Genomic DNA, 18,727 nt, shown 5'->3' with positions numbered 1-18,727 from the left:
TTAGTAGTTATCCTGTAAGTAATCGCACCTCTAGCCCAAACAGAAGTGAATAACCCCCAAAAAAAGCCCAAGAGCTTACAAGATATCCTTCAGCAACGGCAGCAATCAGGCTTTGTCGGGCGTGAAGAACAAGTTAGCCTGTTTCGTCAAAATATGGACTTGTCCCTGGAAGACTCATGTCGGCACTTTCTGTTTAACGTTTGGGGTCAAGGGGGTGTAGGTAAAAGCACACTGTTGCGCCAGTTTCGCAAAATGGCGGAGTCAGCAAAAATCATCGCGGCTCATACAAATGATATTGAAAAATCTGTCCCCGAAGCTATGGGACGTTTGGCTGAACAGTTGGAACAGCAAAATTATAAACTGCCGCAGTTTACAGAACGCTACAAAGTTTATCGTCAGAAGCGGCAAGAATTAGAAAGCGATCCCGAAGCACCTCAAGGATTTTCCGCTTTTGTGGGAAAAACTGTGGCAAAAACAGGTGTGCTTTTAGCGCGTCGAGTTCCCGTTGGGGGGGCTGTATTTGACTTTATAGATGAAGATGCTGTAGCCTCGCAAGCTGGGGAATGGGCATCTTATGTAGCGAAGAAATTAACCAATAAAGACGAAGTTCGCTTAATTCAAGAACCTGTGGAAGTGCTGACTCCGCTATTTTTGCAGGATATTTCCAAATTAGCCGATAAGTCTGGCGTAGCGCTGTTTTTCGATACTTATGAATCCACCGAGGATTTTCTTGATAACTGGCTGCGGGAAATTTTAGAAGGTCGTTACGGTGAAGTACCTCTAAATATATTAGTTATTATCGCCGGACGGCAAGAATTAGATAAAAATCATTGGGCGCCTTACGAAGGGTTAATGATTCGTTTTCCTTTGGAACCGTTTACGGAGGAAGAAGCTCAACAGTATTTGACTCGTAAAGGCATTACTAACAGTCGGGTTATTGAAGTTATTTTACGTCTTTCTGGACATTTGCCGCTATTAGTGGCAACTTTAGCGGCTGAAAGTCCCAATGACCCCAGTCAAGTAGGCGATCCTAGTGGTACAGCTGTAGAACGCTTCTTAAAATGGATTGACGACCCCAAGCGGCGACAATTAGCTTTGGATGCTGCAATTCCACGTAGTTTAAATCGAGATGTTTTGGCGAAATTGCGAGGGGAAAATGAAGCTGACGATCTCTTTAACTGGCTGAAAGAAATGCCGTTTATTGAAGAACGTACTGATGGCTGGGCTTATCATGAAGTCGTAAAAACGCAAATGCTCCGCCACAAGCGTCTTTCTTCCCCGCAAAGTTGGGCTGACCTTCATGGCAAGTTAGGAGAATATTACGACACTTTGCGAAATAATCTGCAACTAAATGAAGAGAAAAAATACAGCGACGCAACTTGGCAAAGTCACGCTTTAAATGTTTTGTATCACGGCTTATGTCAAACACCGCAAAAAAGTTTGCCCATAGCTCTCAATGAATTCCTTGCTGCTTTCGACAATCAACGTTCTTTTGCTTTGCGTTGGGCAGAAACGATGGTGCAAGCTGGTAAAAATGGGGATAATGCTGAAGTTGAACGCTGGGGGGAGCAGCTAGCCAATGGGTTAAAGGCTTATGAAGAAAAACGTAATGAAGTTACTGTGGAAATGTTTACGGCACTGCTAGAGCATTCTGAAATTCAGTCTCAGTGCCGATTAATTGCTTTATGTTGGCGAGGTTACACTTACCGCTGGATGGAGCGCTACGAAGAAGCTCTCAAAGACTTTGACTGTGCCATTGAAATTAATCCTAAATCTGATTTGGCGATGGCAGGTCGAGGTCAAACTTACCGCGTGATGAAACGTTACGAAGAAGCTCTCAAAGACTTTGACTGTGCCATTGAATTAAATCCTAAACTCGATTGGGCGATGGCAAATCGAGGTCGAACTTACTGCTTGATGAAACGTTACGAAGAAGCTCTCAAAGACTTTAACTGTGCCATTGAACTTAATCCTAAATCCAATTGGGCGATCGCTAGTCGAGGTGAAACTTATCACTTTATCGAGCGTTACGAAGAAGCGCTCAAAGACTTTGACCAAGCCATTGAATTAAATCCTAAACTCGACTGGGCAATTGCCAGTCGAGGTGAAACTTATCGCTCAATGAAGCGTTACCCAGAAGCTCTTAAAGATTTTGACCAAGCCATTGAATTAAATCCTAAACTCGATTGGGCGATCGCAAATCGAGGTCAAACTTATCTGATGCTGAAGCGGTACAATGAAGCTCTTGAAAACTTTAACTGTGCTATCAACTTAAAACCTGATGATGAGTATCTTTACAGCCGAGCCTTAGCCTATCAAGCTCTCAACCAAGTAGACAAAGCACGGGTTGACCTTAATAATGCCACCAAACTTGCTGAACAAAATTACCAAAAAGATGCTAAAGACTGGGGCAATACCTTTAATCTCGCTCTTTACTATCTAATTGGTGGAAATGTTGAATTATCACAGGGCTTATATGACTATGCTCTCTCCAGCCATGCACTATTAGAGCCTATGCGTGATGCAATTCGTGACTTGGAGGACTTTTCAAGCATCTTCCCTGAGTATATCGAAGCGCAATCTATGCGAAAGTTCTTGCAATCTTCGCTGACTTAAGTTTTTATCAAGATATAAGACCTCTTGCACTCATTCCCATAACACCCCACCCCCAGCCCCTCCCCGCCTGCGGGGAGGGGAGACTTTGACGTAAGTCAAAGGCGGGGTGGGGTTCTTTTTTTGATTTATGCAAGAAGTCTATAAGCGATCGCGCTTTTTAATTGAGTCGAGATAAAAGAGCGATCGCAATACAGTTCGGATAAGGTAAAAAACTATAGATCACAAAGACGCGATAAATCGCCGTCTTTACAATAACAAATCCTTTGTAGAGACGGCGATTTATCGCGTCTCTTGCCTTAACAGCGTATTGAGAGCGATCGCCCTTTTTAATTGAGTCGAGACATGAGAGCGATCGCGCACCACCTGGGGTTTTTGACAACCTACATAGGGTTTGCAGTACTTTAGTCATGCTTAGGTCATGACAAAAGTCTGATGAAATAAGCTGTAGAATTTTTTTTAATTGACAGGATACAGTCAATAGCATTAAGCAAGACACCAAACACTCAACCAATCTGAAAAGACGGGTTGGGTATTTTTTTTTGGGTATTCGATGCGCGATCGCGCTCAGGCATCTGCAAACCACCATCGCAAAGTGTCTCGAAGAAAAAAGTCTGTAAATGAAATTTGGTATAATATTGACTTTTGTTCCTCAAAGCTCTAAGCTTTTTAACAAACTAATTGAAACTAATTAGCAAAAATACTAATAATATTTCCGAATGGAGAATTACAAATGGGTGTGAGCAAAAAAGGGTTCCTTGGCGCTGGGGCTGGATTGATGGCGATTACAGGTTTGTGTGTCAGCATATTTGGAGGGATGCAAGCGACTATCGCCAAGCCTACCACCAATCAACAAACATCAACTTTACTTGCCCAAAACCAGAAAAATTTAACAATAATCTTTCCTACTAGATCCGATTCTACAGACTTGCAAAATAAAGCCAACGCTGTCGCCGCATTTTTATCTAAAGAACTGCAAATACCAGTACAGGCGCAGGTAGGCGATGATACAGCGGCAGTGGAAGCTTTGCGAGCAAATCGGGCTGATGTCGCTTTTTTAAGTAGCCGTCCAGCATTGAAAGCGCAAGAATTAGCAAACGCTCGCTTGTATTTAGCAGAAGTACGTTCAACCTATTCTGGAAGATACACTTATAACTCAATATTTGTTGTCTCGAAAAATAGTGCTTTGCAAACGAGAAATTCAGCCAAAGCAACTCTTGAACAACTGCGGGGTAAAAGAATAGCTTTTACCTCCCCGACTTCTGGCAGTGGATTTATTTTCCCAGTTAGTCAATTGGTAACATTAAAATTAGTACCAAACCGCGATCGCTTAGACGGATTCTTTGGACAAGTTTCCTATGGTGGTAATTACAGCAAAGCATTACAAGCCGTAATTCGCGGACAGGCAGATGCAGCAGCGGTGTCAGAATATGCTCTCAATTCACCGTATATCACCGAAGCTGAAAAAAGTCAGTTGCGAATTCTGCATAAAATTCCCGGTGTACCCGCACACGGTATTGCTATTGATGATGATGTTCCTTCCGCAATGCGGGAAAAAATTATTAACGCTTTACTCAAGTTAAATCAATCACCAAATAACCAACTGCTACGTAATTTATATAACTCTACAGAATTGGTAAGAGTAGATCATAACCAACACTTAGCAGGAATCAGCGCAGCTCTCAAAAATGCGGGAATTAGTCCCTAATTTGGGAATTAATGGGTATGAGGACAAGGAGGAATTACCAATACCCAATGCCCAATAGACATTTCCAGAAAAGACGTAGCAGTGCTACGTCTCTACAAGGGTTTCGGGCAACGCATAATTAATTTTTACCAGATGCCCAATGCCCATTGCCCAATGCCCATTGCCTAATTAATAATGAATTCCATCATTGAGTGTCATAACGTCGAGACAGCTTATGCTGCATCTTTGAATCGTCCGATCTTGAAAGGCATTAATTGCCAAATTAAACGTGGTGAATTTGTCGTATTGCTCGGACTTAATGGTGCGGGTAAGTCTACTTTACTGCGATCGCTTGTTGGGTTAGTGCCAATCCATCACGGAAACATCCATATTAATGGTGTAGCGATGAATTCCCGAAATCTACCACAAATTCGTCGCGATATTGCCATGTTATTTCAAGGTGGGGGATTGATTCGCCAATTATCTGCCGTGGAAAATGTTTTGTGCGGACGTCTGAGTGCAAACACAACTTGGCAAACCCTGTTCGGATTTCCTAAAAGCGATCGGCGTTTGGCACTACAGTTATTAGAGCAGCTGGGCTTAAGAGAACAAGCTTATCAAAAAACCAGTACTCTGAGCGGTGGACAGCAACAACGAGTAGCGATCGCTCGTGCTTTAATTCAATCACCGTCCATTCTTCTAGCCGATGAACCAATTACAGGGTTAGATATCATAGCATCTCAACAAGTCATGCAGACTTTATCTGAGTTGCACTTGCAGAAAAATATGACAATTGTCGCAGTTTTGCATGATTTGGGGATAGCAGCAAAATATGCTCAACGAGCGATCGTTTTAGATAATGGACGCATTGCTTATGATGGATCTTGCCACAATCTACAAGCCAAATTTGCCCAGATTAATCAAAATTCTCGCTCATGAAAGATTTCGTTAGTTTCATCAATCGCTATTCTTGGATCAGCCGCGTACTCGTCTTTTGCCTAGTTATACTGCTTTATAGTTGGGCAATGCTTGGCTTAAAAGTCGATTTTGAACTACTTAAAAATAGCTTTCCTTACATCACCGATTTTGTTTCCAGGTTATTTCCTCCCAACCTGGAAGTCCTAGATATAGCGATTAAAGCACTAATTGAAACTATCCAGATGTCTTTGTGGGGAACCACCATCGGGGCAGTACTTTCTTTACCAATTGCCATTGCAAGCGCTAATAACATCGCTCCTCGTTGGTTGCAATGGTTAGCTAATTTACTCCAAAATGCAGTACGTTCCGTCCCTTCGATTATTTTAGGGTTAATTTTTGTTGCCGCAACTGGACTCGGCGCACCCGCAGGTACTTTGGCTTTGGGAATCTACACCATTGGTTACTTAGGAAAATTCTATCAACAAGCGATCGAAGCAGTTGACCCCCGTTCTCTAGAATCTTTGCAAGTTGCTGGTGCATCTAAGCTGCAAATTGTTCAATATGGAATTTTGCCGCAAGTGCTGCCATTAGGATTAGGCTACACCTTATGGATGTTTGAGTATAACATCCGCGCCGCTTCAGTTTTGGGTGTAGTCGGAGCCGGCGGTATTGGTTTTCAGTTAAAAAGTTATATAGACGGCTTTGAGTACACGAAAGCAACAACAATGATGTTAGTGCTGTTAATAGTTGTGACGGTGATTGACGTTTTTAGCAGCCAATTACGCCATCGTCTCGATTCGATGTAGTTGTTGTGATATGTATTATGTCATGTACGGACAATTAAGCAAACAGACCCGGAACCCCACCCCGCCAAAGCTGCGCTTTAGCTCCCCTCCCCGCCTGCGGGGAGGGGTTGGGGGTGGGGTTCTTTTATTATGGGTAATTTGGCGGACATGATCTTATGTCTAAGAGTCAACAATAATAAAAACATCGTAAGCGTTGTAGAGACGTTCCGCTGGAACCATTGTAGAGACGTTCCGCCGGAACGTCTTTACAGTTTTCTGAGTGTAGATATCACCACTTCTCTTTGATTTTCTGACTTTTGTATCTTGTCAGCAAAATGTTTGTCGATAAGTGCCGGAACTTGCCTTTCTTGAATGCGACTGTAGCGAGTTTTATCTGGCATAACTAGATTTGGACCAGCCTTGCAATTTTTCATGCAGCCAGTGCCTTTGATGGTAACTTCATTTGATAAAGAGCGATCGCTTAAAGCAGATTCCAACGCTCGACAAACTCCATCACCACCGCGTTTCATACAATCCGACTTTTGACACACTAATATAGTAGCTTTCCCCCTTGTCCCCCTTGTCTCCCTTGTCCCCTTGTCCCCTTGTCCCCCCGTCTCCCTGTCTCCCCCTATCCCCCCTGCCATTACTCGTGAGGCTTTTAACTTAACTTCGCCGGTTTTCAAATCTAAGGTTTTCTCACCCACAACTTGCAACCAAGTGCCTTTTGCTAACTCCAAATTAAAAGCAGCTCTTAAATCTTTAGCTAATTTTACATAACATTCACCCTCAGCAGTAGCTAGCAACAAGCCTTTGAGCTTATAGCCATCTTTGATGGCAAAATCGAGAAATCGTCCTTCAATGCAAAATTCTGATACCTGGCTACTATCAAATTTACTCATGATTTTCATAACCTATTTTTAATTGACATATAATATCAAGCTTTATTCTGCCAACAATCCTTAAGAGTGTAAATCATCTCTTGGCGGGAAATTGTGAATTGTCGGATCACACTCCAGAGTTGAATAGCTGCGGTAACATTGCTAATTTCAACTTTCAATGGCTGATTAGTCTGACACCAACAAGGAATATCTAACTCTTGCAAGCGTTGATAGACTTGCCAGCGATCTACCCAATTCACCTCAACAGTGTGCTGTGCTTCGACTTCTGAACTGAATGATTTCAAGATAATTCCCCTCAAAGTGCTACAGCGATCGCAGTAACTATGCGACTGTACTATTTTTTTATTGAAAATTTTAGAAGTTTAACCCCTTAAATAAGAATAACTCAAGTGCAAACAATTCTCATTAAAATTTGAAAAAATCCAATATTTTTCATACAAGACTTAGCCATTGACAAAAATCTGATTATGTGATTAAGACTTATTTGCTTTCTTTCCTTCTTTAACAGGACTTACGCACGGACTACATATTTCCGTCCCTATCGACGCTTCGGTTGCAATCTTTAAGTCTTGTTTTCTGGTAACGAGTGCGTAAGTCCTTCTTTAAATAAATACAAGCAAAATCAACTTACAGCAGATTGCGTTGTCATGAAATACATGTAGAGACGTAGCACTTGGTAGTCTCTATAGGGTTTTGGGTTTTACGTATGTACCTCATATACCCGAAATTTGCTGTATGTAATGCCTGAGATAGAAATCGAAAGTTTTTGCTCAATGTGACCGCATAGAAGTTGGCACTATACTCTTATGCACACAATAATCGATTTGTAAAGTGCATAAGTCCTATCATGGAGTAGGCGCAGTGGTAGTTTGAGCAACTGGGGGGCTGCCGCTATGGGATTTTAATCACTTCCAGTTTTTAAAGCTTGGAAAACCTACCATATTTTTTATTAAACGTCTATAGTCAATTAGATATAAAATTTTAATAATGTGCATTCAAAGCCCAAAATTAATCAAACTGAATGCATATTTCAAACGATATTGATCGGTTTACTTTTATTTCTTAGATGTTAGTATGTAAGGACAAAAGCAGCTTGCATCTATAACTGCCTAAAAGCGAGGGTAACAATGTCAGAAACGCAAACTATATTACGAAATTTTGGTCAGGTTTATGACAATCCCGTACTACTGGATAGCAGTGTAACCGCACCAGTTTGCGAAGGATTTAACGTTGTCTTGGCTAGTTTTCAAGCATTGTACTTGCAGTACCAAAAACATCATTTTGTAGTAGAAGGTGCAGAATTCTACTCACTACATGAGTTTTTTAGCGAAAGCTACGAACAAGTTCAAGGACACGTTCATGATGTTGGAGAACGCTTAGATGGATTGGGCGGTGTGCCAGTTGCTACCTTCAGCAAACTAGCAGAATTATGCTGTTTTGAACCTGAGTCAGATGGCGTATATTCTTGCCGTCAAATGGTAGAACATAACTTAGCAGCAGAACAAGCTATGATTAGCTTAATTCGCCGCCAAGCCGCTCAAGCAGAGAGTTTAGGGGACCGTGCTACACGGTATTTGTACGAAACAATTCTGTTAAAAACTGAAGAAAGAGCTTATCATTTGGCTCACTTCCTAGCTAAAGATAGCTTAACTTTAGGCTTTGTCCAACCTGCTTAGAACTAACACGCTCATCATCTAGAGTGATCTAGCTTAGATTAAACAAAAGGTTGTCACCGCTTATTCTTAAAAAAATATAAAATATGGCAGAGAGCCAAGTATATAACTCTCTGCCATTTTTTATTTAACTAAATATAAAAACATAATATTTAACGTTAAAAAAATTTTGCTGAACTAATTAAGAAATATTTGCATCTCAAGTGATACATTATTTTAAAAGAGAAAATTACATGTTTTAGAGAAAAATTCTTTTATCCTGAGAAAAATTACTACTTTAAACAAAAAATATTTGCAACAAACCTGTAAGTTTTACGATGATAATTAAATAAATTTAGGCATACAAAAGGATAATGGGCATTGGGCATTGGGCATTGGGCATTGGGCATTGGGCATTGGGCATTGGGCATTGGGCATTGGATAAATTTTTCCTCATCCCCCTCATCCCTCATGTCACCAAACCTAGAGAACTTGGTAATAAACAACATGAGTTAGGGGTAAAGAACCTTAAAATAATCAGGATTTCTATTTTTATACTGCAAAGCAACAATTATGCCCCGTCGTGATGACCTCAGGAAAATTCTACTGTTAGGCTCTGGTCCTATCGTGATTGGACAAGCTTGTGAGTTTGACTACTCTGGTACCCAAGCTTGTAAAGCGCTGCGAGAAGAAGGTTATGAAGTGGTGCTGGTAAATTCTAATCCAGCGACAATCATGACCGATCCGGAAACAGCCGATCGCACGTATATCGAACCGCTAACACCAGAGTTAGTCGAAAAAGTAATTGCCAAAGAACGTCCCGACGCTCTACTACCAACAATGGGAGGACAAACCGCTCTCAACTTGGCTGTAGCTTTGGCGAAAAGTGGTGCCCTAGAAAAGTATAATGTCGAGTTAATCGGCGCTAAACTCCCGGCAATCGAAAAAGCCGAAGATAGAAAGCTGTTTAACGAAGCGATGGTTAAAATCGGGGTAAAGATGTGTCCTAGCGGTACAGCCTCAACCTTAGAAGAATCAAAAGCGATCGCTCGTAAAATTGGCTCCTATCCTTTAATTATCCGTCCAGCCTTTACTATGGGTGGCACCGGTGGCGGTATCGCCTATAATCAAGAAGAATTTGAAGAAATGGCACAAACGGGTATCGATTCTAGCCCCGTTTCCCAAATTCTCATCGATCAGTCTTTACTTGGCTGGAAAGAATACGAACTCGAAGTTATGCGCGATTTAGCAGATAACGTGGTGATTATCTGCTCAATCGAAAACATTGACCCAATGGGTATCCACACCGGCGACTCGATTACCGTCGCTCCGGCACAAACCTTGACTGATAAAGAATATCAGCGGTTGCGGGATATGGCAATCAAAATCATCCGCGAAATTGGCGTAGAAACTGGGGGTTCTAATATCCAGTTTGCCGTCAATCCCGTAAATGGCGATGTAGTTGTTATTGAGATGAACCCCCGTGTTTCCCGCAGTTCGGCTTTAGCTTCTAAAGCTACCGGCTTCCCCATTGCGAAAATAGCAGCAAAGCTTGCAGTAGGCTATACCTTGGATGAAATCAAAAATGATATCACCAAGAAAACACCCGCCTCCTTTGAGCCGACAATCGATTATGTGGTAACAAAAATACCTCGCTTTGCCTTTGAAAAATTCCCAGGTTCTGAACCTGTGCTAACTACCCAAATGAAATCGGTAGGGGAAGCAATGGCAATTGGAAGGACTTTTAACGAATCCTTTCAAAAAGCACTGCGATCGCTTGAAACCGGTCGCGCTGGTTGGGGTTGCGACATTAAAGAAAAGTTACCCAGTGGTGAACAAATTCGCGCTCAATTGCGGACTCCGAATCCTGATCGCATTTTCTCTGTGCGTCATGCAATGCTATCGGGAATAACTCTTGAGGAAATCTACGAATTAACAGGGATTGACCCTTGGTTCCTGGATAAAATGCAGCAACTGCTGGAAACTGAGAAATTCCTCAAGCGCACACCATTGCAACAGTTGACAAAAGCGCAGATGTATGCAGTTAAGCAAGAGGGATTTAGCGATCGCCAGATTGCCTTTGCCACCAAAAAGAACGAAGATGAAGTTCGGACATATCGCCAAGAATTAGGCGTGATTCCAGTTTACAAAACAGTGGACACCTGCGCTGCCGAATTTGAAGCCTTTACTCCTTACCATTATTCTACCTACGAAGACGAAAGCGAGATCATGCCAACCACCAAGCCCAAGGTGATGATTTTGGGTGGTGGTCCCAACCGGATTGGACAGGGAATTGAGTTTGACTATTGTTGTTGTCACGCTGCCTATGCTTTAAAGGGCGCAGGTTATGAGACAATTATGGTCAACTCTAATCCGGAGACAGTTTCGACAGATTATGATACAAGCGATCGCCTTTACTTTGAGCCGTTGACCAAAGAAGATGTTCTCAACATCATCGAAGCCGAAAACCCGGTTGGGGTGATTGTCCAATTTGGTGGACAAACACCATTGAAGTTAGCGATACCGTTACAGGAGTATTTAAACAAACTTGGTCATGGAAGTGAACAGCCAACTACCAAAATCTGGGGAACTTCCCCTGATTCTATCGACATGGCAGAAAACCGGGAGCGGTTTGAGAAGATTCTCAACCAGTTAAATATAGCTCAACCTGCAAATGGTATGGCTCGGAGTTACGAAGATTCGCTAATTGTTGCCCAACGGATTGGTTATCCGGTGGTAGTGCGTCCTAGCTACGTATTGGGGGGACGAGCGATGGAAATCGTTTATTCTGATACAGAATTAGAACGCTACATGAAATTTGCGGTGCTAGTGGAACCGGAACATCCGATTTTGATTGATAAATTTTTAGAAAATGCCATTGAAGTTGATGTGGATGCGATCGCCGACCATACCGGAAGGGTAGTAATTGGCGGTATTATGGAACACATCGAACAAGCCGGGATTCACTCAGGAGACTCTGCTTGTTCTTTGCCGTCGATATCTTTACCACCAGCGGTTCTTGAGCAAATCCGCACTTGGACGGTGCAACTAGCCCAAGCTTTATCAGTAGTCGGGTTAATGAACATTCAATTTGCTGTAGTTGGTGCTCAAGGCTATTCTCCCCAAGTTTATATTTTAGAGGCAAATCCCCGCGCCTCCCGTACTGTACCGTTTGTTTCTAAAGCCACCGGCGTACAACTTGCTAAATTAGCATCCTTAGTTATGTCCGGTCAAACTTTAGAGGAATTAGGTTTCACTCAAGAAGTTATACCAAAACACATTGCGGTGAAAGAAGCAGTATTACCGTTTAACAAATTTCCTGGTACAGATACGATTTTGGGACCAGAAATGCGTTCTACTGGTGAAGTGATGGGAATTGACACCGATTTTGGACGTGCCTATGCCAAAGCGGAAATTGCGGCAGGGGAACATTTACCATTAACAGGAACTGTGTTTGTTTCGATGAGCGATCGCGACAAATCCCCCGTAGTTGATGTGGTTAGGGAATTTATCGAATTAGGCTTTACTGTCATGGCTACCCAAGGTACACGTAAAGTCCTGCAAGATCATAAGTTAAAGGTCGAGTTAGTTTTGAAACTCCATGAAGGTCGTCCTCACGTCGTAGATGCAATCAAAAACCAGAAAATCCAACTTATCATCAACACACCTTCCGGAGAAGAAGCTCATACTGATGCTAGATTAATTCGTCGCACAGCCTTAGGCTACAAAATCCCCATCATCACCACCATCGCCGGCGCCAAAGCCACCGTCGCTGCCATCCGTTCGCTACAAAATACAACTTTAGATGTCAAAGTCATCCAAGAGTACAACCGAGTCAGTTAACGGTTAACGTTTATTGAGGGAAGCCAATTTCTATTTGGCTTCCTCAAGAGGGGTAAAGGGGAGGCAGTGCGTTGCGCGGGGGGATAGAATTGGAAAAAATAATTCTGTGCGTGTTTTAAATGAGTCCAGTCTCAAGGGAACGGTTTCCGTTCCGTCTAGCTGGCTCTCCCGTTGGGTGACTTCTTCCCTTTTCCCCTAAGCTGGTGAAAAAGAATTATTGTGACGTAGCACTGTTACGTCTCTAGCGGTTCTGGATAACGCATATTTAATTTTTACCTTAATCCCCAGTCCCAGACTAAGATTGTTAATTTTTTTTAAGCAATCTTAGGCACTTCTATTGACCCTAGATAGATTTATTAAATGAACCTCTAGAAAGCCTTAGGGAAATATTAGTCTTTCATGAAAGGAAAGAGTAAAGAAATTTTATGATGCCTCTAGTCAAAATATTCTCATAAATGTTACAATTATTAATACCCGAAAGATAGGAAATATGTAGTATTGGTTACTTTTTATCTAACTCTAGGCACTTGCAACGAAGGAAAAACAATTGTACCTTCTAGCAGTTAACAACTAAATAAATATGAATATTATTACCAGTCTTCCAGAGGCATATAAGTTGTAAATTTGGATTATCAAATACACTGAGTAACGCCGGCAATACATGCATTTATCATTTCACCCTACCGTAAAACCCACCATTACCAAAGAGTAGCGCCATGAAGACCGCTCAGACAGCGACAGACCTAGTGCGGACTTACCTGCGTGAGATTGGCCGCGTGCCACTCTTAAGCCACGAGGAAGAGATATGTTATGGCAAACAGGTGCAACGTGCAACTGTTTTGTATGAGGTAAAGGAGTCGCTTTTGATGAAGTTAGGTCATGAACCGACTTTAGAAGAGTGGGCAAAAGCGACAAATTTAGAACCACCAGAGTTAAACGAAGCGATCGCCGAAGGTGAAATAGCCAAGCGCAAAATGGTAGAAGCCAATTTGCGACTAGTCGTATCGGTTGCGAAAAAGTACATCAAGCGCAACGTTGATTTACTCGATTTAATCCAAGAAGGCAGCATTGGGATGCAACGGGGTGTAGAAAAATTTGACCCCACCAAAGGCTACAGATTTTCTACTTATGCTTATTGGTGGATTCGTCAAGCCATCACGCGAGCGATCGCCGAAAAAGCTCGCACCATCCGCTTGCCCATCCACATTACCGAAAAACTGAATAAAATCAAAAAAGCACAGCGCCATTTGTCGCAAAGATTAGGACGCGCTCCATCATCTGCTGAACTAGCACAAGAATTAGAATTAACCCCCAAACAAGTCCGAGAATATCTAGAAAAAGCTCGTCTGCCCCTATCACTCGATTTGCGGCTAGGAGATAATTACGATACCGAACTCGGAGAAATGTTAGAAGATCCAGGACTTACTCCAGAAGATTTCGTCATGCAATCTTCTCTATCTTTTGACTTAGACCGTCTCATGGCAGACCTGACCCCCCAACAGCGAGAAGTTCTCACCCTCCGCTTTGGATTAACCGATGGACAAGCGCTTACTCTTGCCAGAATCGGTGAACTTTTAAACATCAGTCGCGAACGAGTACGGCAAATCGAACGCGAAGCTCTAACTAAACTTCGCAAATCTAAAGCAAATATGGGTGAATATTTGGCGAGTTAGTTGTTAGTAGTTGGTTGTTAGTAGTTGGTTGATAGTTGTTGGTTGTGAAAAAGTACTCGTTACAACCATCCACTACCAACTATCCACTATCCACCATCCACTATCAACTATCCAGGTTGTTAGTAGTTGGTTGTGAAAAAGTACTCGTTACAACCATCCACTACGAACTATCCACCATCCACTACGAACTATCCACCATCAACTATCAACCATCCCCTACCAACTATTCAACGAGGTGAGAAACTACGCTGCTTTTGGTTCGGTTACACCGACTCCCAAATGAGAAGTAACTTGTTACATTAGTTGACAGGAACAGACAAGAGGTTCCTTAGTCAAATATAATACAAGCTTTTACTATTCAATTTACAAACACCGCACGTAGGTGTGGTAGTAAAGGAGGCAAAACGTGAGTAACCCATCCAATCAAGTCTCAGAATTTTTTAACAGTGAGCCAGAAACTTCCGAAGTGCTGTGGCAGTACGTTAAAGCCTTGAGTCCAGAGACAATTAACCAGTTATCTAAACCCAATTCTCCAGAAGTCTTTCAAGTAATGGAGCGCAATATTGTCGGACTATTGGGCAACCTGCCTGCGGAACACTTTGCTGTAACTATTACAACCAGCCGGGAAAGTTTGGGTAGGCTTCTTGCCTCTGCAATGATTAGTGGTTATTTCTTGCGTAATGCTGAACAAAGAATGAACTTTGAAACTGCATTGCAGGGAGATGAAATTAATAACACGGAAAACTACTAAGCATTTGAAGTTTTCGTCTGAGAAATTCGATGTTGTTAACTCAAATCAATCATTAGTCCCACGTCTTACTCAATGAAGCGTGGGATAAAATAGGAGCTATGAATTGGCAAACGGGAGATGTTGAGCAAAGCTCATCGGTCAATGTTTGTCCAAAATACCAAATTGAAAATTATTAAATTTTGATACAGTCGCTTAGATAAATTCAAACGGACTTAAAATTCGTAGCGAAAATATAAACTCGGTAGAAATCAAGTTAATCTGCCGAGTTTTTGTTAATGCTTATACCAATTTTATGTGTATAGCTTTGAGGCTTTTTTTGACCACAAAAAATGTCTAAGTCCCGCTATCTACTAACCACTAACCACTAATACCAATTTAATATGAAGACGCATAGAAAGAACCCCACCCTAACCCTCCCCGCAAGCGGGGAGGGGATTAAGAGGTGGGGTCAAATTATATGCAACTTCACAAATAATTGGTATAACCACTAACCACTAACCACTATCTACTAACTAAAAACCATGATTGAAATTATTTCTCCACCGCCCCACAAAATCATCGGTGTCGCCGTAATATGGAATGGTCAAGGGCAAATATTAATTGATCGCCGTCGTTCGCAAGGCGCAATGGGCGGTTTGTGGGAATTTCCTGGAGGTAAAATCGAGAAAGGCGAAACCGTGGAAGAATGTATCAAACGGGAAATTAACGAAGAATTGGGAATACTTATTGAAGTAGGAAAACATCTGATCACTATCGATCATACCTATACCCACTTGCGTGTTACCCTGACTGTACATCATTGCCGCCATCTTACGGGTGTTCCTCAACCGCTGGAGTCCGATGAAATTCGGTGGGTGAATTTGGATGAACTCGATCGCTTTGCTTTTCCTCAGGCAAATATTCAAATTATCGCAGCTTTACGTCAAGGCGATCGCTTATAATCTGATAGCCCGCGATCGCGAATGCGTGTCCTAGACAAGGCGGGCTTTGTTCGTATAGCCCCAGACTTATAATCTGAGGGCGGATTTTTCATTAAAGCCGATGACGGGATTTGAACCCGTGACCGCTCGATTACGAATCGAGTGCTCTACCACTGAGCCACATCGGCAAAAGGCATTTCTAATTATACCATTAATAAGGTCATGGTACAACAAAATCCCAAAAATCGCCTTAACCCAGAACAATACGCCCGTCTCAAGGCAGAAATGGCAGCCCCCTATCGCGGCTTGCGGCAATTTATATATATTGGTTGTGGTGCTTCTGGTTTCATCGGCGCACTTGTCTTTTTTTCCCAACTGCTTGCAGGACGCGATGTTGATAGCACTTTGCCTAACTTAGCACTTCAGGTAGGGGTTGTTGCCTTAATGGTATTTCTTTGGCGATGGGAACAGCGTCGGCAAAAGCGCTCATAAACGAGTAGAAGTATAAGCTTCTTACGGTAGAAATTGTCTTTTTTTGCTTGGTTTACCTTTTATATCTGGTGAGAGGTGTCTAATTTAGTTAATAAACTTAACATAATTATATAATCCGAAACATATATACAGGAAAAATTAAGAAATTATTAGGAAATCTGAAAACTTGAGATTTTCAACAGAAACTAAAAATAGTTCAAACAGGGTCAGCGAATATAAAGATCCTGAACATAAGTCCACAAATTTAAATGGGGTCAACCAAATTTTAAAGACCCCAAAGTTAAAAAACTCAGAATATTTGAAGCGCCAAGAGTTAACAATTGTTAACTCTTGGCGCTTTGATTATGCAAATCGGTATGAATTTTGCAATTCAACTTTTGATTGCGCGCTTGAAGAGGAAGGGAGATGGGGAGAGGGGGGGATGGGGGAAAGAAGAATTATCAGGAAAGGCAGAGGGCAGAGGGCAGAAGGGATTTATTCTCCTTGTCTCCTTGTCCCCCTTGTCCCCCTTGTCCCCTTCCCTAATTAGGGAGTTTGTACCAAATAAGGTGAGGGAATTGCTTGAGCGCGTCCTGCACTAACTAGCGCTTGGTAAACAAAAGCAGCAACTTCTGCCCTAGTTGCCTCACGATTTGGATTTAGTTGCTTAACGGTAGGATAATTAATTACCAATTGCCTGGAAGTTGCAGCAGCAACCGAATCTGTAGCATATTTGGGAATCTGTGCCGCATCAGTATAGAAACCCAGAGCATTTTGAGTCTGGGCATTTAAACCCAAACCGTTGGCTAAAGATACTAACACCTGCACTCTAGGAATTTGCTGCTGTGGTTTAAACGTACCGTCGGGATAGCCAGAGACATATTGACCCTGGTAAGCAGATTGAATTGCTGCGTAAGCCCAGAAATTGCTTTGCAGATCCTTAAAATCAATACCTGGGCGTTTGCTTGCTGGCAATAAAGCTTTATTGACGATAGTAGCAAATTGAGCGCGTGTTACAGGTTCATTAGGTTTAAAGGTACCATCGGGGAAACCCGCAATAATATTCGCAGAGGCTAAAGCTTCAATGTATCCTTTTGCCCAATAACCCCCAGGTACATCCTTAAAAGCGGTTTGACCGTTACCTGTGGGTGGTTCAACGCTGGCAGCAACAAAATCTACCTTGCCAGAAATTCGGGTAGGGTCAATATCATTACCAACAGCAACTATTGTATTCACAGTGGTTGCATTTAATACGTCAAAAAGCTTTTTCGGGTCTTTTTTACCGTTATTGCGAATCAGATTTTTACCAGGATTTTCCTGAGTTCCCAAGTCTGGTAAAGATTTCTGAAGCGCAATTAATCCGTGATCTCGGTTATCCTGAATTACATTGTTACGCAGGATCGGTTTGGCGCTACCAGTGACAACAATGCCGCCAAAGTTTTGGATAATTTGATTATCACTAATTAAAGGAGCTGCCAAATCGCTAACTGCAATTCCAAAACCAGTTGATTGAAACAAGTTATTGCGAATTTCACCTGTGGCAGATTTAGCTACGGAAACACCGTTGCCTTTGTTCTCACTAAAGACGTTATTTTCAATTTTAGGATTACCTGTACCCGTAACGAAAATACCTTCTCTTATACTGTTAATAAATGTACTGTTTGCAATTCTGGGATTAGTTGATTCAACCCACACGGCACTACCGCGTTGATTAGGGTTGGTGACAGTAACGCCAGTAATAGTAGAATCTTTGTCAGCGCGAATTGTAATGTTCTGACGCGCAAAGGTGGGGCTAACGAAGAAATCACCACCTGTAATTAATATCGCCTGACCTTTGCTAGCATCATCACCGCGCAGTGTGATACCTTGTTTAACAAACAATGGGAATTTTTCGCCACTTTCACTGTTATAACTACCACCAGCAAGTTGAATAACTGTACCTGGTTGAGCCTTGCTGAGGGCGAAGGTGATAGTTTTATAGGGTGTTGCTTCAGAATTGCTAGTAGCGCTGTCTGCACCAGTCGCTGGATTAACGTAAATTGCTGTTGCTGTTGCTGGAACTTGCGCGGTTAGAGTTGGAGTTATACCTTCAAAGAGGGTAGCACCAGTATTTACTTGACCAGGCGATCGCATTGATCCGGCAGAAACCAGTATCAAGGCGCTTAGTCCTGCTCGCAAGGGTAGAGTATATCTAGGGTGACTGCTAGAAATAAGGCGAAAAGTTTTCGATTGAGGCTTGTGAAAACCCTGACGTTTCATCTTTTTTATATCTGTGATTTGAGTGAATTAAGGTAAGTTGAAAGAAGTATCGATAGCAGCCATGTCGCTGTAAAACCTATGCAAAACTATACCGGAATAAGAGCACCTTATCAGCCAAATTCTTGAATAAAAATCAACGCTAATGTTGTTCAATGTTACAGTTTTAAAACTGTCAAGCTGAATTGAAGTTTGACCAAAAAGCCTCTTATAGTAGTGTTTTTGGGCTGTAATTAAAAGCTATTGCAGTTGACAA

At 42.1% G+C, this 18,727-nt stretch carries 16 protein-coding genes and 1 tRNA gene; 12 read left to right on the top strand and 5 right to left on the bottom strand.

Features of this window, described 5'->3' with window-relative positions; genetic code table 11:
- The first annotated feature begins 45 nt into the window (after positions 1-45).
- Positions 46-2,616, top strand: a complete 2,571-nt coding sequence (locus TOL9009_RS0122440; RefSeq protein ID WP_029634780.1) for a tetratricopeptide repeat protein — start codon at positions 46-48, stop codon at positions 2,614-2,616.
- A 157-nt stretch (positions 2,617-2,773) separates the two neighbouring features.
- Here the strand turns inward: TOL9009_RS0122440 and TOL9009_RS46045 are convergent, their stop codons facing one another.
- Positions 2,774-3,025, bottom strand: coding sequence for a hypothetical protein (locus TOL9009_RS46045; RefSeq protein WP_144238307.1), 252 nt, complete (start codon positions 3,023-3,025; stop codon positions 2,774-2,776).
- A 321-nt stretch (positions 3,026-3,346) separates the two neighbouring features.
- Here TOL9009_RS46045 and TOL9009_RS0122435 point away from each other — a divergent pair, with 321 nt between their 5' ends.
- The 3 genes from TOL9009_RS0122435 (at position 3,347) to phnE (ending at position 6,024) form a co-directional block, all read left to right on the top strand.
- Positions 3,347-4,321 (top strand): phosphate/phosphite/phosphonate ABC transporter substrate-binding protein, encoded by a 975-nt coding sequence (locus TOL9009_RS0122435; RefSeq protein ID WP_029634778.1) that lies wholly within the window; start codon positions 3,347-3,349, stop codon positions 4,319-4,321.
- Between the two features lie 174 nt (positions 4,322-4,495).
- Entirely contained in the window at positions 4,496-5,239 is a 744-nt protein-coding gene (locus TOL9009_RS0122430; protein ID WP_038296522.1) for a phosphonate ABC transporter ATP-binding protein, read from the top strand.
- The gene (gene phnE / locus TOL9009_RS0122425; protein WP_029634774.1) at positions 5,236-6,024 is read left to right on the top strand and encodes a phosphonate ABC transporter, permease protein PhnE; all 789 of its coding nucleotides are present in this window, start codon (positions 5,236-5,238) and stop codon (positions 6,022-6,024) included. Before TOL9009_RS0122430 ends, phnE begins: the two co-directional genes overlap by 4 nt.
- A gap of 245 nt (positions 6,025-6,269) precedes the next feature.
- Here the strand turns inward: phnE and TOL9009_RS0122420 are convergent, their stop codons facing one another.
- Both TOL9009_RS0122420 and TOL9009_RS0122415 read right to left on the bottom strand, forming a co-directional pair.
- Positions 6,270-6,905: a (2Fe-2S) ferredoxin domain-containing protein gene (locus TOL9009_RS0122420; RefSeq protein ID WP_029634772.1), complete on the bottom strand. Its 636-nt coding sequence runs from the start codon at positions 6,903-6,905 to the stop codon at positions 6,270-6,272.
- A gap of 35 nt (positions 6,906-6,940) precedes the next feature.
- The gene (locus TOL9009_RS0122415) at positions 6,941-7,189 is read right to left on the bottom strand and encodes an Asr1405/Asl0597 family protein (protein WP_029634771.1); all 249 of its coding nucleotides are present in this window, start codon (positions 7,187-7,189) and stop codon (positions 6,941-6,943) included.
- Between the two features lie 843 nt (positions 7,190-8,032).
- On the opposite strand from TOL9009_RS0122415, the gene TOL9009_RS0122410 reads away from it, so the two are divergent.
- The 6 genes from TOL9009_RS0122410 to mutT all read left to right on the top strand — a co-directional run bounded on the left by TOL9009_RS0122410 (position 8,033) and on the right by mutT (position 15,765).
- On the top strand, positions 8,033-8,581 hold the full coding sequence (locus TOL9009_RS0122410) for a DNA starvation/stress protection protein DpsA (RefSeq protein WP_029634770.1): 549 nt from the start codon (positions 8,033-8,035) through the stop codon (positions 8,579-8,581).
- Positions 8,582-9,130: 549 nt separating this feature from the next.
- Positions 9,131-12,400, top strand: a complete 3,270-nt coding sequence (carB, locus tag TOL9009_RS0122400; protein ID WP_029634768.1) for a carbamoyl-phosphate synthase large subunit — start codon at positions 9,131-9,133, stop codon at positions 12,398-12,400.
- Positions 12,401-13,116: 716 nt separating this feature from the next.
- Positions 13,117-14,073 (top strand): RNA polymerase sigma factor, RpoD/SigA family, encoded by a 957-nt coding sequence (locus tag TOL9009_RS0122395; RefSeq protein ID WP_029634766.1) that lies wholly within the window; start codon positions 13,117-13,119, stop codon positions 14,071-14,073.
- A 44-nt stretch (positions 14,074-14,117) separates the two neighbouring features.
- A complete protein-coding gene (locus TOL9009_RS46040) occupies positions 14,118-14,312 on the top strand; it encodes a hypothetical protein (protein WP_144238306.1) in 195 nt (64 codons plus the stop codon).
- A gap of 167 nt (positions 14,313-14,479) precedes the next feature.
- A complete protein-coding gene (locus TOL9009_RS0122390) occupies positions 14,480-14,824 on the top strand; it encodes a DUF760 domain-containing protein (protein ID WP_029634764.1) in 345 nt (114 codons plus the stop codon).
- Between the two features lie 521 nt (positions 14,825-15,345).
- Positions 15,346-15,765 carry an 8-oxo-dGTP diphosphatase MutT gene (gene mutT / locus TOL9009_RS0122385; protein WP_029634762.1) on the top strand — a complete coding sequence of 140 codons (420 nt, stop codon included), beginning with the start codon at positions 15,346-15,348 and terminating at the stop codon, positions 15,763-15,765.
- Positions 15,766-15,860: 95 nt separating this feature from the next.
- On the opposite strand, the gene TOL9009_RS0122380 is transcribed toward mutT, so the two are convergent.
- Positions 15,861-15,932, bottom strand: a tRNA-Thr gene (locus tag TOL9009_RS0122380).
- Between the two features lie 34 nt (positions 15,933-15,966).
- On the opposite strand from TOL9009_RS0122380, the gene TOL9009_RS0122375 reads away from it, so the two are divergent.
- Both TOL9009_RS0122375 and TOL9009_RS0122370 read left to right on the top strand, forming a co-directional pair.
- A complete protein-coding gene (locus TOL9009_RS0122375) occupies positions 15,967-16,236 on the top strand; it encodes a DUF3493 domain-containing protein (RefSeq protein WP_029634760.1) in 270 nt (89 codons plus the stop codon).
- Between the two features lie 166 nt (positions 16,237-16,402).
- A complete protein-coding gene (locus TOL9009_RS0122370) occupies positions 16,403-16,765 on the top strand; it encodes a hypothetical protein (protein WP_029634758.1) in 363 nt (120 codons plus the stop codon).
- On the opposite strand, the gene TOL9009_RS0122365 is transcribed toward TOL9009_RS0122370, so the two are convergent.
- Positions 16,762-18,474: a DUF1565 domain-containing protein gene (locus tag TOL9009_RS0122365; RefSeq protein ID WP_029634756.1), complete on the bottom strand. Its 1,713-nt coding sequence runs from the start codon at positions 18,472-18,474 to the stop codon at positions 16,762-16,764. The genes TOL9009_RS0122370 and TOL9009_RS0122365 overlap by 4 nt on opposite strands.
- Positions 18,475-18,727: the final 253 nt, after the last annotated feature.

Source organism: [Scytonema hofmanni] UTEX 2349 (assembly GCF_000582685.1).
Classification (GTDB): domain Bacteria; phylum Cyanobacteriota; class Cyanobacteriia; order Cyanobacteriales; family Nostocaceae; genus Hassallia; species Hassallia hofmanni.
Note: the sequence above shows the minus strand (reverse complement) of the source record. Positions and strands in the feature narration are given on the sequence as shown.